General features: G+C 37.5%; 16 protein-coding genes. 2 read left to right on the forward strand and 14 right to left on the reverse strand.

The genetic code is table 11. The features are described 5' to 3' along the window. Positions 1 to 16: 16 nt before the first annotated feature. The 4 genes from C7390_RS12125 to C7390_RS12140 are packed head-to-tail and all read right to left on the reverse strand — an operon-like array spanning position 17 to position 3,604. On the reverse strand, positions 17 to 859 hold the full coding sequence (locus C7390_RS12125) for a type II secretion system F family protein (protein WP_116444270.1): 843 nt from the start codon (positions 857 to 859) through the stop codon (positions 17 to 19). Beyond that, positions 756 to 1,991, reverse strand: a complete 1,236-nt coding sequence (locus C7390_RS12130) for a CpaF family protein (RefSeq protein ID WP_055306953.1) — start codon at positions 1,989 to 1,991, stop codon at positions 756 to 758. The genes C7390_RS12125 and C7390_RS12130 overlap by 104 nt, the downstream gene beginning before the upstream one ends. Positions 1,992 to 2,048: 57 nt before the next feature. Next, the gene (locus C7390_RS12135) at positions 2,049 to 3,059 is read right to left on the reverse strand and encodes a P-loop NTPase family protein (RefSeq protein ID WP_022502466.1); all 1,011 of its coding nucleotides are present in this window, start codon (positions 3,057 to 3,059) and stop codon (positions 2,049 to 2,051) included. 50 nt (positions 3,060 to 3,109) lie between these two features. Beyond that, positions 3,110 to 3,604, reverse strand: a complete 495-nt coding sequence (locus C7390_RS12140) for an A24 family peptidase (RefSeq protein ID WP_055177515.1) — start codon at positions 3,602 to 3,604, stop codon at positions 3,110 to 3,112. Between the two features lie 157 nt (positions 3,605 to 3,761). Here C7390_RS12140 and C7390_RS12145 point away from each other — a divergent pair, with 157 nt between their 5' ends. Further along, positions 3,762 to 4,013: a YaaL family protein gene (locus C7390_RS12145; protein ID WP_022502468.1), complete on the forward strand. Its 252-nt coding sequence runs from the start codon at positions 3,762 to 3,764 to the stop codon at positions 4,011 to 4,013. A 210-nt stretch (positions 4,014 to 4,223) separates the two neighbouring features. Beyond that, positions 4,224 to 5,300 carry a glycoside hydrolase family 25 protein gene (locus C7390_RS12150; protein WP_090140387.1) on the forward strand — a complete coding sequence of 359 codons (1,077 nt, stop codon included), beginning with the start codon at positions 4,224 to 4,226 and terminating at the stop codon, positions 5,298 to 5,300. A gap of 3 nt (positions 5,301 to 5,303) precedes the next feature. On the opposite strand, the gene C7390_RS12155 is transcribed toward C7390_RS12150, so the two are convergent. The 10 genes from C7390_RS12155 to hprK all read right to left on the reverse strand — a co-directional run bounded on the left by C7390_RS12155 (position 5,304) and on the right by hprK (position 14,456). Further along, entirely contained in the window at positions 5,304 to 5,822 is a 519-nt protein-coding gene (locus tag C7390_RS12155) for a spore maturation protein (RefSeq protein WP_116444271.1), read from the reverse strand. Further along, on the reverse strand, positions 5,819 to 6,397 hold the full coding sequence (locus tag C7390_RS12160; protein WP_022502471.1) for a nucleoside recognition domain-containing protein: 579 nt from the start codon (positions 6,395 to 6,397) through the stop codon (positions 5,819 to 5,821). The genes C7390_RS12155 and C7390_RS12160 overlap by 4 nt, the downstream gene beginning before the upstream one ends. Positions 6,398 to 6,452: 55 nt before the next feature. Next, positions 6,453 to 7,388, reverse strand: coding sequence for an NAD(+) diphosphatase (gene nudC, locus C7390_RS12165; protein WP_116444272.1), 936 nt, complete (start codon positions 7,386 to 7,388; stop codon positions 6,453 to 6,455). A 92-nt stretch (positions 7,389 to 7,480) separates the two neighbouring features. Next, positions 7,481 to 8,428 carry a TIGR03943 family putative permease subunit gene (locus C7390_RS12170; protein ID WP_055177505.1) on the reverse strand — a complete coding sequence of 316 codons (948 nt, stop codon included), beginning with the start codon at positions 8,426 to 8,428 and terminating at the stop codon, positions 7,481 to 7,483. Positions 8,429 to 8,525: 97 nt separating this feature from the next. Then, positions 8,526 to 9,704, reverse strand: coding sequence for a CobW family GTP-binding protein (locus C7390_RS12175; RefSeq protein WP_022502474.1), 1,179 nt, complete (start codon positions 9,702 to 9,704; stop codon positions 8,526 to 8,528). Between the two features lie 70 nt (positions 9,705 to 9,774). Continuing rightward, entirely contained in the window at positions 9,775 to 10,719 is a 945-nt protein-coding gene (whiA, locus tag C7390_RS12180; protein WP_022502475.1) for a DNA-binding protein WhiA, read from the reverse strand. Beyond that, on the reverse strand, positions 10,719 to 11,603 hold the full coding sequence (gene rapZ / locus C7390_RS12185) for an RNase adapter RapZ (protein ID WP_022502476.1): 885 nt from the start codon (positions 11,601 to 11,603) through the stop codon (positions 10,719 to 10,721). Before rapZ ends, whiA begins: the two co-directional genes overlap by 1 nt. A 17-nt stretch (positions 11,604 to 11,620) precedes the next feature. Beyond that, entirely contained in the window at positions 11,621 to 12,541 is a 921-nt protein-coding gene (gene murB / locus C7390_RS12190) for a UDP-N-acetylmuramate dehydrogenase (protein WP_116444273.1), read from the reverse strand. A 27-nt stretch (positions 12,542 to 12,568) separates the two neighbouring features. Further along, complete coding sequence (locus C7390_RS12195; RefSeq protein WP_318295694.1) at positions 12,569 to 13,522, reverse strand: ROK family glucokinase; 954 nt, start codon at positions 13,520 to 13,522, stop codon at positions 12,569 to 12,571. Continuing rightward, positions 13,503 to 14,456 (reverse strand): HPr(Ser) kinase/phosphatase, encoded by a 954-nt coding sequence (hprK, locus tag C7390_RS12200; RefSeq protein ID WP_116444274.1) that lies wholly within the window; start codon positions 14,454 to 14,456, stop codon positions 13,503 to 13,505. Before hprK ends, C7390_RS12195 begins: the two co-directional genes overlap by 20 nt. Positions 14,457 to 14,482 lie beyond the last annotated feature (26 nt).

Raw genomic sequence — 14,482 nt, forward strand, 5'->3', positions numbered from 1 at the left:
TGCCGTATCATATGTATCATATATTTATGTCTGTTATTTTCTGTGCCAGCATAACTGCGGCGGCATATATCAGAAGGCATATTGTCATAACTATAATTCCCATAACATTGCCATAAAGAACATCAATATATTCAGGAGATGTTAATCTAAGATATAATGTAATCACCAGCGGCATACATACCATAACTCTTTGCTCAAGCCTCTTTCCTGTAATTATTGTATCTATCTGCTGCTGGACTTCTGCCTTTTCGTGAATTATATGCGAGGTCTGCTTTATAATTCCTATTACATCACCTCCGCTCCTTTTCGCATATCTGAATATTTCAGCAAAATATTTTATGTCATCCAGATTGGTACTTGCTGCATAATCGTCTAATATATCTTCAAGATTTTCATTTCTTCTTATTCTGTTCACAATCATATTAAAATCTGCAACAATTACTGCATTTTGTCCATACAGCATAACCAGTTCCTGCAATGCCTCTGCAAATGAATTCTCAATTGAGTAACCCGTATTCAACGCAAATGAGACTGCCTGCATCCCATCTCTGAACTGTCTTATAAGCTCATTATCCTTCTGATACCTTTCATTAAACCTCTGCTTTTTAATATGATAAATAACATAAGGGCTGAATATTATTACTGGAATTAAACTATCATAAAATACATAAGAAACAGCAGTTACTATCAATACTGCCTGCAAAAGATAAATGTAATCATTCCTACCAGATAGATGTGCCCGTTTAATAAATTTATTAAGATTTACATTGCATTGTTCCTGTGTCTTTTGACCACTCAAGCTTTTCAGTATTCTTAAGGCTGTTATTCTGTCTTTTAAGTGTGCCAATAATCTTTCCATTTTTATCTTCGCCCTCCTCAACGTACTTATATAATGGAACAAGTTCAAATTCATTATTCTTATAACCACATACTTCTGTAATCTCCCATACCTTTCTTGTCTTATCCCTCATTCTTTTTAAATGGACAATTATGTCTATTGCAGAAGCAATCTGCCTGTCAATAGCTTCTGCTGGCATATCTATTCCCATAAGAACCATTGTCCTTAATCTTGTAAGCATATCCTTAGAACTATTACTGTGTCCTGTTGACAGGCTGCCATCGTGTCCTGTTCCCATTGCCTGTAACATATCAAGAGCCTCCTCACCTCTTGTTTCACCTACAATTATTCTGTCAGGTCTCATTCTTAGGCTTGACCTTATAAGATCTCTTATTGAGACTTCATTATCACATTCCATATTGGACTTTCTTACTTCAAGTCTTACAAGATTGCCAACCCCCTGGATCTGCAATTCAGCCGAATCTTCAATTGTAATAACTCGCTCATCTTTGGGAATAAAATTAGACAGTGCATTAAGAAATGTTGTTTTACCACTTCCTGTGCCACCAGAAACAAATATGTTGTAACGGCATTTTACAAGTAATTCAAGAAAATCTGCCGCTTCCTTAGTTATAGAACCTAACTCAATTAATCTGTCAATATCTATTGGCGTATCATAGAATTTTCTTATCGTTATGACTGGTCCATCTATGGCTATCGGCGATAATACCATATTCACTCTTGAACCATCAGCCAGCCTTGTATCTACAATAGGTATCGCTTCATTAATTGTCTTATTCGACATCGCCGCTATTCTCTGTGCTATATCTTCAAGCTTCTCTCTGCTTTCAAATTGTTTATTCCATTTAGTTATCCTGCCTTTCTTCTCAATAAATATATCTTTATACCCATTAATCATTATCTCTGTTATATCATCATCTTCCAGTAACTCCTGTAATATATCAAGACGTTTAATTGAATTATAAAGCTGCTGCCTTAAAAGTTCCCTGTTATGGACAGATATAGCCCTATGCTGTGAAATCTCATATATACATACATCTATTACCTTATACAAATCCTCATCGGACACGTCCAGATTAATATCAAGCTTTTCATAGACTTTTTGTTTTAATTCAAAGAATAATTCTTCCATAATGCCTGCTATTCATACTTACTCCCTATGCTATGCTTAACTTCTTCTATGTCATTTCTACACCATATCTAATAAAGAACTTACATAACCATACGCATCTGTATACATAATTCTTTTAAGAAAACCCTCATCCATTGTATCCTTCATCTTAAGATTAATTCTCATCATTCTGTCAACAATAGCTTCCTTCCCGCTTTCAATAAAATATCTTTTCAGATTATTAAATCTGCAATTCTCTATATAATCTCCACTGTCAGATATATATACATTACTGCATCTTCCCATAATGCTCCAAGGCTTGTTAATTCCCTCTGATATATTAACAACAATATAATCATATTTTAAATTATGTGCCAGCTCATCCAGCAGACCACTTATAAGCCTGTCATTAACATACGATATATCATCAGCACATACCACAGCCGGTATATAGTCAAATAACTCATTCGCCTTTATACATTCTCTAATCTGCTGTGTAAAATGCTCTCCTGCCTGCTTAAACATATAGAATACATCTGACAGATTACTACACCCGTCAGACATCATAATATGCTCAATGCCTGAGAATTCATCAAGATTGATAAAAAGTGTCCGTCCCTTTTTAGAATATGCCGCTGCAATAACCATTGCCAAAGTCACTCTTAAAGTCGAATTAAAGCCATACACTCCGATATATCTGGTAATATCCTCAACCCTCTGCGTTCTATCTGGTCTTTGTCTTGTAATTGACCCTAAAAGCTGGTAAGCTGGCTGGTATTTGCACACACCGATAAGCCCTTTCTCTTTCTTATCATTAATAATTCCTGCTTCTTTCTCATCTTCACACAGAACAATAACGCTGTTATCATCTGTCTTAATATCCTCATGATTAATGCCATATGTGTATTGTTCTTCATTAACCATTAACACATCTGTCTTATTAGCTAAAATGTATCTGTTAAACTCCTCCTCTTTGGTAAACACTTTAGCCCTGTAGGGAATATCCTTACTGTCGTTAATTATTCCCATAAGCCTTTTGGCATAACTCTCATCATCGTCATATATCACGCATATATTATCTTTTGCCAAATACACTTTCCTCCATACACTATATAATCTTAATTACAGTATCTACAGCTTTATGCTTTAATATTTAATACCACCATAATTGCCGCTCCAAGACACAAGGCATATGTATAATGAAATCTATGTATTGTATGTCTTCCCTGCTTTATTAAAACATTATCTCTTATACATACACCCTGTCTGCCTTTAATTACGCCAACATTCTCTAATACACCTGTTAATACACCGCATACCATAGCCGCACATATTAACCTCACAATATATGTAACACCAATCAGCAGTCCGCACACAGCAAGAAGCTTAACATCTCCTGCACCTACGCCGCCAAATATATACACCATATACATAATTGCAAAACCTGCCATACCGCCATATATATACCCTCTCACATCACCTCCATACATAAGGCTTCCCATATTAATAACAACACCAATAACCATTCCTGCAATTATAATTCTATTCGACACCTTAAAACGTCTGTAATCATCAATCACCGCCATCATTATGATAATAAACATAGCGGCGTATCTTATGTACTGCTCTGTCATATTCTCTTTAATTCTCCCATATCTTATCAGACAGCTTTATATATGAATTGCCACCGCAATATAGTTGTCTTAATTCTATTATTCTGTTTAATGTATAGAATTACCAATTACTGACTATACTTATAAAAAAAGAGGAAACGAGGTAATTCTATTGAAAATGTTCAGCAAGAAAAAAAATCCTGCTACATATGATGAAAAATATCTTGTTGAGGAAATTAATATGACAAAGGCTGCGCTTAGTGCCGCATATGCCAACTTTGATAACGCAACTGACCCAGACCTTATAGATTGTTATATATATCAATTGAATTCTGAGCAGAAACGCTATAAATACCTTCTTCAAAAGGCTAAAGAATCAGAAATATATGCACCTAACATATATCTTATGCAGACATCTGATATATTCTGAATATGTGATGTATATTAAAAATATGGTGTACATTATATATACTATTTATTTAGTATATTGTCAATATGTTTTGTTATATTTTTTATATTTTTCTAATACAATTACTACATTTTACTATTTGACTTTTAAATACAGCTCGTTTACACTGTAGTTATCATTTATTTATATGCGGTTACACATTAATGTACTATAAAGAAAAGAGGGATACCTATGGATAATAATTTCAACAGCCAATCTGATAACAGTTCAGATTGGAAATCTAATTCCAGACAGAAGAATAAAAGCAGGACTGGCAGCAAAAGCAAATTATCTGTATTGACAATTGTTCTGCTTGTTACTGCCATCGCTTCAATAATAGCCAATATTGTCCTGCTTGTTACCGACTCCAAGAGAACTGCTGATACTGTAGCAAGAATTGAGGACAAGGACATTGAAACTGCACGCAATACTGAGAAAGACGATATGCTTAACCTTATCCGAAGCAGATTTGAGAGCGGTTCATCTACACTCTCATTATTAAAAGAACTTTATCCTGACAACATAGTATATGTCAATAGAAGTGGTAATTATGTATTTGCCGATATTAACCCTAAGCTTGCCGCAAGCGAATATGATAAATCAGCCTTTGCCCGCAATGATAAGGGATTGATGACTTATTCAGGAACTAATGCCAAGACATATACAGGAATTGATTTATCAAAGCACAATTCTGATGTGGATTTTGCCAAGGTTAAAGCCGCCGGTGTGGATTTTGCTATGATTAGATGTGGCTACAGGGCTTATGGCTCAGGACTTCTTGTGGAAGATAGTTCATTTAATACTTACACAACTAATGCTATCAAGAATAATATAGATGTCGGTGTATACTTCTATTCACAGGCTCTTAACAAAGAGGAAGCTATCGAAGAAGCCAACTATGTACTTACTCTTGTAAAGCCTTATAATATTACATACCCAATCGCTATTGACGTAGAAGCTATAGAAAATGACAGCTTCCGTCAGGAAAATCTTTCAGCTAGTGAATTAACTGACGTAATAATCGCATTTTGCGACACAATTAAAGCTGCTGGATATACTCCATTAATCTACAGTAATCTTTTGTATTTTATGGATAATGTTGAACTTGAAAGACTTGAAGGTTATGATAAATGGTTCGCCGGTTATCAGACTGCCTCTCCATATTATCCCTACAAATACGCTATGTGGCAGTATACAAGCACAGGTTCAATAAATGGTGTATCAGGCAATGTAGACATCAATATTGCTATGAAAAATCTGAAAAAATAATAATTAACAATAACGCGCAAGAATGACACTCGCAGCTATGCCTGCCGCTGTTGCAATTAATGCACCAGCAAGTGTCCAGCGCGTTTTTTTAATGCGTGCCGCCATATAATATACTGACATTGTGTAAAATACTGTTTCTGTACACCCCATAAGTATAGACGTTATAAGTCCTGTATATGAGTCTGTTCCGTACTGCTTGAATATATCAAGGCTAAGTCCGGTTGCAGCTGACGAACTGAACAGCCTTACTATAATAAGCGGCACTATGCTTGCCGGTATTCCAAGCTTTCCACACACACCGCTTAAAAGTCCAGCTATAAAATCAAGAAATCCAGAAGCTCTTAATACTCCGACCACAACCATAAGCCCAATCAGTGTAGGTGCTATTGAAACCACTGTCCTCATTCCATCCTCTGCACCATTTACAAAGTTATCGTAATTATCACTCTTTTTGTACATTCCATATCCAACAATAATCAATATGACAAGCGGCATTATATACGCTGAAATCTTAGTCATCATCGCTCCCTCCTTGTCATAACCCTGCAAAATATAACAGCCGCAAGCGTGCTTATAGTTGTTGCTATTATTGAGGGAAATAGTATTGCAGTCGGGTCGGGACTTTTGTACTGGCTTCTGTATGCTATTATATTTACTGGAATTAACTGAATTGAAGAAATGTTAATCACAAGAAATGTACACATATCACAGCTTGCTATATTCTTATTCTGATTAAGCACTGCCATCTCTTTCATAGCCTTTATACCTGCTGGTGTAGCCGCCCAGCCAAGTCCAAGAAAATTAGATATCATATTGGTAACTATATAGCCAAATGCTTTGGAGCTGCTTGGAACCCCCGGAAACAGCCATTTTATAAGAGGCTCTATCATGTATCTGCACTTGTCTATAAGTCCTGATTTTTCTGCTATTTCCATAAGACCGCACCAGAATGACATAATACCGAACATAGTTATACATAATGTGACAGCTTCCTTGGCGGAAACAAATGCCCCCTGCGTGACACTTTCTATATTACCTGTGATAAGGGCGTATACTATTCCTATGATAATCATAAAGCCCCATAACCAATTAAGCATAGAACCACCCCACATATGTTTGGGATAATTCTATGCTTAATAATAATGTATTATTCTAATTAGACGGAACAATTGAATGTTCTTTTTTGAATTTTAATATCATCTCTCTTGTAAGACTTATTCCATCATCTTCTAAGTCAAGGTCGTCTGCCTTAACCCACGTTCCAAGTGATAATTCATCTTCCTGCAATGTGATTTTATCATCACCATCAAGCTCACAAAAAAACCCTGAAAGCAGTGAACCGCTAAGTCCCCAAGGCTGGCTCTTGTAATATTTAAGGTTCTTGACCTTAAGTCCTACTTCTTCCATTACCTCACGCCTGACTGTCTGCTCTATTGTCTCTCCAGCCTCATTAAAGCCCGCGACTAAAGCATAATTCTTATATGTTCTTCCTGCATACTTTGTAAGCAGTACTCTGTCGTTATCTGTAACTGCCACGATAACCGCAGGACTTATCTTTGGGAATACCATATTGCCACATACCGGACACTTTACCATACGCTCTTTATTATCGTGTATTGTAGGTCTGCCACATCTTCCACAATAATGATTGTCCCTGTACCAGCCATACAGATGATATGCCGTTATTGCTGCAAATGCTGTGGCTTTCGGTTTAGCTTTCCTAAATGAATCTACCCCGACAAATGAAAATCCTTCCACTACCGATGTATACTCTTTATGCACTTTGGAATCTGCCATTTCACCAGCATATTGACCTCTTAATAATTCGCCTTTTCTCTGTGCAAGAAAATATTTCGTATCATCTACAGATAAAAGGTATGTAAATGAATAATTATCAACAGAATCTTTTAATATGCCTGTCTTTATCCCCTGTATGAACTGCTTGTACAGTGGATAAGTTAATGTATCTTCTTTAATATACTTCGCAAGAAGTGATGAACCCTCAAAGAAGAAGATTACATCATTATCCTGCGGACTACATTCTACATATTGGTTATCAAGTCTATTAGGAAATATATCCTGTATCATTGTTCTCTCCAGCCGTATTACTAATTGTTATATATGTCCGATTTATTCAAAAATGTATAATATAACATTCCATTTTCTCTACACCTGCAATCCTAGAAATAAACCATCTCTTCCACTGGTGGCTCTGCATTTTCAACCTTTTCTACATAAAGAACAGGTCCTTTCTTCTTGTATGCCATCTGGAATTCATTCTTGATTGTTGCTGTAACCATTATCCACTGTCTATTCTCTAAAGAAGCAATGTTATTATAAAAGCTTATATAGCCAATAAACTGTGTATCCTCAGCACAGCAGGTCATAACCTTTCGTCCCGGTACAAAGTTCTTATCTTTGAAATATTTGTTCTTTAATACCTGACCCTTAAATCTTACCTTCTTGCCAACGTATACATCTGGTCTTTCTGATACATCCATATACCATATTCCGTAATCAGCATCATCAACCTCGATAATATCCGCATTAACATCATAAGGAAGCTGTTCTGCAATCGACATCATCTCTCCCTTATCGTCCTCAAATACAATCTGAAGTGTGTTATTAAGTGCTCTCATACTTCTTCTGTAGCTTCCAAGATCCATACCTGACTTACATCTGTTAAATATAACCATATCTGTATACTTAACAGTCTCTGCAATTATTGATCTCATATTGTTCCACTGAAGATTGAATGCTGTAGCATCAATAAGTGTTATTGACTGGTATATCTCCCAGCCTCTTGGCTTAGCTGTTCCCATAAGAAGGGCTGGATCCCACATACCATTATACTCAACAATTACTATCCATGGGTCATACTCTTTATCAAGTTCATTAAGCTTGGCTTCTGTTAATTCTTCTTTTTCAAGAACTACCATATCCACACCATTATCTTTTAAAAGCTTCTCGCTGTATTCTTCTTCGCCTTCCTCACATACGATAAGGAGCTTATTCTTTGCCTCTGCAAACTGTCCCATTGCTATAGTATCTGAGATAAATCTGGTCTTGCCACTATCTAACTGGCCATTTATTAAAAATATAGGAATCTGATACTCTTCCTGTGCCATTATATGTCCTCCATCTATTCTAACTATATATAACACTGGGGGCTTATGCCCCCAGTCTGTGATGTCTGCGGATTGTCCAGTACTTTAACTTCCGCAATTATACATTAAATAATTCTTTAAGAGCAGCTTCTTTTAATTCTGCTCCTATTACACATATTCTTCCTGTAAAATCAGGCTTACCTTCCCTGATTTCATATTCTTCTGGTACAAGGTCAAAGAACATCCACTTACCATCTGTGCAAGGAAGCATACCCTTAGCTCTTAAGATGTTACCATAATCATCTGTCTCAGAAAGCTTTCTTAATATCTCTGAAAGTTCTTCCTTATCATACTTGTTAGGAGTTTCTACGCCCCAGCTTGTAAATACTTCATCGGCGTGGTGATGACCATGCTCGTGATGATGTCCACAGCCACACTCGCCATCGTGATGATGATGTTCATGCTCTTCATCGTGGTGGTCATGTCCGCAGCCACATTCATCATCGTGATGATGGTGATGTTCGTGTTCTTCATCGTGGTGGTCGTGTCCGCAGCCACACTCGCCATCGTGATGGTGATGTTCATGCTCTTCATCGTGGTGGTCGTGTCCGCAGCCACACTCGCCATCGTGATGATGGTGATGTTCGTGTTCCTCTGCAACCTTTGCTGCTGCCTCTGCAAGCATTTCAAGTTCAAGATTAGTAACATTTTCCATAGCATCAAGTATCTGCTTGCCATCAATATCATCCCAAGGAGTTGTTATAATATGAGCATCCTTATTAAGTGATCTGATAAGTTCAATATCTGTCTTTAACTTGGCTTCTGACACATTCTGTGTTCTACTAAGAATAATAGTTCCAGCGTGCTCAATCTGGTTGTTAAAGAACTCACCAAAGTTCTTCATATATACCTTTACCTTAGAAGCATCGGCTACTGTTGAAGCACTGTTTAAACGGATTTCATTCTCAATATGAAGATCCTTTACAGCCTTAATAACGTCTGAAAGCTTTCCAACACCTGATGGTTCGATAATAATTCTGTCTGGGTGGTACTTCTCAACAACTTCCTTTAAAGATGTTCCGAAATCACCAACTAAAGAACAGCATATGCAGCCTGAATTCATCTCTCTGATTTCAACGCCTGACTCCTTTAAGAAACCGCCATCAATACCTATCTCGCCAAATTCATTTTCTATAAGCACAACCTGCTCACCAGCAAGTCCTTCTTTTAAAAGCTTTGCAATAAGAGTAGTCTTACCTGCTCCCAAAAATCCTGATATAATATCTACTTTTGTCATATTATCCTCCATTCTGTCTATACATTTAACTAATAATTTACCTTACCTAATTTTTATTATACGCTTGTTGTCAATCCCCTCTTTCAAGTCTTAACTGTTCTGCGTATTCGCTTATCTTTCTGAGTCTGTGATTGACACCCGACTTGCCAACAGGCGGGTCTAACAATGCACCTATATCTTTAAGGTTCATATCCTCGTGTTCAAGCCTTACCTCGGCAACCTGTCTTAAGCTGTCCTTAAGGCTTCCAAGACCAACTGTATCCCTTATATATATTATGTCCTTAGTCTGCTTTACCGCAGCGGCAACCGTCTTGTTAAGGTTCGCAGTTTCGCAGTTAACCTTACGGTTCACGTCATTACGCATTTCTTTAAGAATCATAACATTGTAGAGATTCATCTGCGAAACATATGCTCCCATAAGATTAAGCACATCTGTTATATTACTGCCTTCCTTCATATATACTATATAATCATTCTTGCGGACTGTAATCTTAGCATCAAGCCCGAAGAATATAAGCATATCACACAGGCACTGTGCATCTTCTTCATAGTCGCATACTATTTCATAATGATAGAACTTATTAGGATCGCTTATAGAACCTGCCGCTATAAATGCACCTCTTATAAATGCTTTCTTACAGCAGTCCTTCTGCACTATTCTTGGGTCAACAAATACAGGTTCAATATTATCAAATGTTTCATCAGCCCATTTAAGTGTCTGCAATATTTTAGCGACATATTCCTGATTTTCTATTCTGATTGTTGTGTCACGACTGCTCTTTGAAACATATATTATATCGCCTGTATCAATATCAAATATCTGCTCTAATAATACTATAAACTTGTATCTTGCAATCTCGTTCTCAGTAGACATCTCTATCTGCATTCTTTTGCCCGATGCTCTCCTGATACGTCCTGACATTCCCATAATCGCAGCAAATTCAGCTATCTGGCAGTGTCTTGCCATATCAATTCTGGTGCTTAATTCTTCTTTAACATCTGAAGAAAACGACATTACTTATCTCCCTTTCTCTTAGCATCTTTGTCTATATCACGATGTTCAGCTTTACAGCCATATGGTGTACTTGCTATTCTTGCCGCCAGCTCATTGGCAAGTGTTACTGAACGGTGCTTTCCTCCTGTACAGCCAACAGCTATAACAAGGCTTGACTTGCCCTCTTTTACATAGTTAGGAAGAAGAAATTGTATAAGATCATCTACCTTATTAAGAAATTCTTTCGCCTCTGGTGCTTTCATTACAAATGACTGTATTGGTTTGTCATTGCCTGTAAGCGGCCTTAATTCTTCAACATAATATGGATTAGGCAGAAATCTTACATCAAATACAATATCTGCATCTACTGGTATTCCGTATTTAAAGCCAAATGACAGCACAGTTACAAATAAATTGTTATACTCCTTACGTTCAAGAATTATCTTCTGTAACTCCTGCTTTAATTCTCTTGTAAGAAGCGTACTTGTATCAACAATATAATCTGCCCTCTGCTTAAGGAACTTTAACTGTTTCCTCTCAAGCTCAATACCTCTGTCAACTCGTCCGTCCTTCGCAAGCGGATGTGTCCTTCTCGTTTCTTTATAACGCTTTACAAGCACTTCGTCACTAGATTCAAGGAATAATATTTTATAGTTATACTGGCGTTTTTTCATATAATCAAGTACGGACTCGAACTCTGCAAGAGAATGTCCGCTTCTTATATCAACGCCTAATGCTATATTATTATATCCGTTATCCTGTTCCTGACAGTCTGCCAGCTCCGCAAATTTAGGTATAAGCGATATAGGCATATTATCAACACAATAATATCCCTCATCTTCAAGCATATTTAATGCTGTTGATTTACCTGCACCTGACATTCCCGTTACAATAACTATCTTCATAAGTTCCTCCACGGCATTTAACTAAAATCTCCGAGCTTTATAACCTCCAGTTCAAGATCTACACCTGACTGCTGTTTAACTTTATCCTTAACCATATCAGTAAGCATACACACATCCTTTGCTGTTGCATTGCCTGTATTAACAACAAAACCAGAATGTTTCTCTGAAACCATTGCTCCGCCAACTGACACTCCTTTAAGTCCTGCATCTTCTATAAGCTTAGCTGCAAAGAAGCCTTGTGGACGTTTAAATGTACTTCCTGCACTAGGATATTCCAAAGGCTGCTTAGCTCTTCTCTTAACAGCAAGTTCCTTTATAAGTGCCTTGATTGTGTCAGTATCACCTTTCTGTAATCTGAACACAGCACTGACAACTATATAATCCATAGCCGCTATACAGCTTGTTCTATAACCTAACTCAAGTTCGTCCCTGCTAAGGCTTATAAGCCTGCCGCTTCGGTCGAGTACATCGGCACTAACTATTATGTCTTTAATCTCTCCACCATATGCACCTGCATTCATTCTAACTGCACCGCCTACGCTTCCCGGTATTCCCGTTGCGAATTCAAAGCCTGCAAGTCCCTTATCTGCCAGCTTGTTACCGAGTCTTGACAACATCATTCCTGACATAACCTTTACAGTAACATCATCAATATATTCTACCTCGTCAAATGTATCTGAAAGCTGTATTACAACTCCTCTTATTCCTTTATCTGATACTAAAAGGTTGCTTCCGTTACCTATAACGCAGTATTCGATGTCTGATTTATTCAAAAATTGAATTAATGATTGTAACTCCTCAATAGAAGATGGCTGTACATAATAATCTGCACAGCCTCCAATTCTAAATGTAGTATGAATATTCATAGGTTCACCAGTTCTTACCTGTGTGTCACCTACAATTAATTTAAGATTATCTAACAGCTCATTGTTATCCATAAGCTTCTTACTCTCCAATCTTTTATATTAACCTAATGCCAGCTTGGCAGCTCCATACATACCTGCATCATTACCAAGTTCAGCCCTAACTATCTTAGTATTCTTGCACGCATGAAATGCGTATTCTTTGTAATACTTAGCAACTCTTTCTATAAGATAATCACCTGCCGCTGATACTCCGCCACCAATACATATAACCTCTGTATCAGTCATAGCAGAAGCACAGGCAATGCCTTTTCCTAAATATCTGCATACATAATCAACAATCTTTATGGCACACGCATCTCCTGATTTGGCTTCATCAAATACTGCCTTAGCAGATATATAAGGAAGTGCCCTAAGTGCCGATGGCTCATCGGTTGCATTTAACATTCTTGTCGCTGTTCTGACTATGCCTGTTGCTGATGCCACCTGCTCAAGACAGCCCTTATTACCGCAGTTACAGTATTCTGTCTCCTCCTCTACTATAGGCAGATGTCCTATCTCTGCCGCAGCACCATTGTATCCGCATATTGGCTTACCGTCAATTATAACTCCGCCGCCAACACCTGTTCCTATTGTAACTAATACAACGCTTGAATATGCTTTCGCACTTCCCATCCAGTATTCACCAAGTGCCGCCATATTGGCATCATTGCCAACTTTAACTTCATAGCCTGTCATATCTTTAAAAGTCTGTGCAACGTTAAATACACCCCAGCCAAGATTGACACATTTGTTGACTGTTCCATCTTCTCTTACCGCACCCGGAACTCCTATTCCAACGCCTTTAATCTCATCACAGCTTCGTCCTGCCGCTTTCACAAGCTCTGGAATATGTTCTTTAATGTCTGATAAAATAAGACTTCCGCCCTCATCTTTCCTTGTTGGTATCTCATCCTTGTATACAAGCGTGCCATCTGTTGTGAACACGCCGCATTTGCAAGTTGTTCCACCTATATCAATGCCAAGAACTATATCCTTAAATAAACTCATCTTCATCATCACCCCTCATAAGGTTCTCTTGTACTCTTCTATATAACTCCTTAGCCGCATTGTAACCCATCTTCTTCTGTCTGTGGTTTACAGCCGCAGCCTCAACTATTACTGCAAGATTACGTCCTGGTCTTATTGGAAGCGAATGACACACTACTTTATTGCCAAGATATTCTGTGTATTCTTCTTCAAGTCCAAGTCTGTCATACTCCTTGTCCTTATTCCAGTCCTCAAGCTTGATAACCATATCAATCTCCTGAGTTTCCTTAACACTCTCTACACCGAAAAGTGTCTTTACATCAATAATACCAATACCTCTTAACTCTATGAAATACTTAGTAACTCCTGGTGCTGAACCAACTAATGTTTCATCACTTACTTTTCTAATCTCGACAGCATCATCTGTTACAAGACGGTGGCCTCTCTTTATAAGCTCAAGCGCTGCTTCACTCTTACCTATACCACTCTCACCTGTAATAAGCACACCTTCGCCATATACATCAACTAATACACCGTGTATTACTATGCAAGGTGCAAGCTGTACTTTAAGCCATCTTATAACTTCTGCTGAAAATGAAGATGTTGACTCAGCAGACTTTAATATTGGAATCTGATATTTCCTTGCAAGTTCTATAATCTCTGCCTCCGGCTCTAAATTCCTACAGAAAATAAGGCAGGGAATATTGCTTGATAACAGCTGCATATATCTTTCATAACGCTCGGTTTCTGAAAGACTCTTAAGATAAGCATATTCTACATTACCTATAATCTGTATTCTGTCATTATCGAACTGGTCATAAAATCCGGTGAGCTGTAACGCCGGCCTGTTAAATTCTGGAACGTGAATCCATATTCCCTTAACATCAATATCAGGTGTAAGATTAACAAGATTCATCTTCTCGATTACCTTGAATAAATTAACTCTTTCTTTTCCGTTCATATCTACTCCAATCCTGCGCAATTATG

The sequence above is a fragment of the Bacteroides galacturonicus genome (assembly GCF_003096855.1).
GTDB lineage: Bacteria > Bacillota > Clostridia > Lachnospirales > Lachnospiraceae > Lachnospira > Lachnospira rogosae.

Bases quoted from the DNA above. Each gene is read 5' to 3' on its own strand.
- C7390_RS12195 (WP_318295694.1), bottom strand. From the start codon at position 13,522: ATGAAGATGAGTTTATTTAAGGATATAGTTCTTGGCATTGATATAGGT.
- C7390_RS12130 (WP_055306953.1), bottom strand. From the start codon at position 1,991: ATGGAAGAATTATTCTTTGAATTAAAACAAAAAGTCTATGAAAAGCTT.
- C7390_RS12160 (WP_022502471.1), bottom strand. From the start codon at position 6,397: ATGCTTAATTGGTTATGGGGCTTTATGATTATCATAGGAATAGTATAC.
- C7390_RS12150 (WP_090140387.1), top strand. From the start codon at position 4,224: ATGGATAATAATTTCAACAGCCAATCTGATAACAGTTCAGATTGGAAA.
- whiA (WP_022502475.1), bottom strand. From the start codon at position 10,719: ATGTCGTTTTCTTCAGATGTTAAAGAAGAATTAAGCACCAGAATTGAT.
- C7390_RS12175 (WP_022502474.1), bottom strand. From the start codon at position 9,704: ATGACAAAAGTAGATATTATATCAGGATTTTTGGGAGCAGGTAAGACT.
- hprK (WP_116444274.1), bottom strand. From the start codon at position 14,456: ATGAACGGAAAAGAAAGAGTTAATTTATTCAAGGTAATCGAGAAGATG.
- C7390_RS12125 (WP_116444270.1), bottom strand. From the start codon at position 859: ATGGAAAGATTATTGGCACACTTAAAAGACAGAATAACAGCCTTAAGA.
- C7390_RS12155 (WP_116444271.1), bottom strand. From the start codon at position 5,822: ATGATGACTAAGATTTCAGCGTATATAATGCCGCTTGTCATATTGATT.
- nudC (WP_116444272.1), bottom strand. From the start codon at position 7,388: ATGATACAGGATATATTTCCTAATAGACTTGATAACCAATATGTAGAA.
- C7390_RS12145 (WP_022502468.1), top strand. From the start codon at position 3,762: ATGTTCAGCAAGAAAAAAAATCCTGCTACATATGATGAAAAATATCTT.
- C7390_RS12170 (WP_055177505.1), bottom strand. From the start codon at position 8,428: ATGGCACAGGAAGAGTATCAGATTCCTATATTTTTAATAAATGGCCAG.
- murB (WP_116444273.1), bottom strand. From the start codon at position 12,541: ATGGATAACAATGAGCTGTTAGATAATCTTAAATTAATTGTAGGTGAC.
- C7390_RS12140 (WP_055177515.1), bottom strand. From the start codon at position 3,604: ATGACAGAGCAGTACATAAGATACGCCGCTATGTTTATTATCATAATG.
- rapZ (WP_022502476.1), bottom strand. From the start codon at position 11,603: ATGAAGATAGTTATTGTAACGGGAATGTCAGGTGCAGGTAAATCAACA.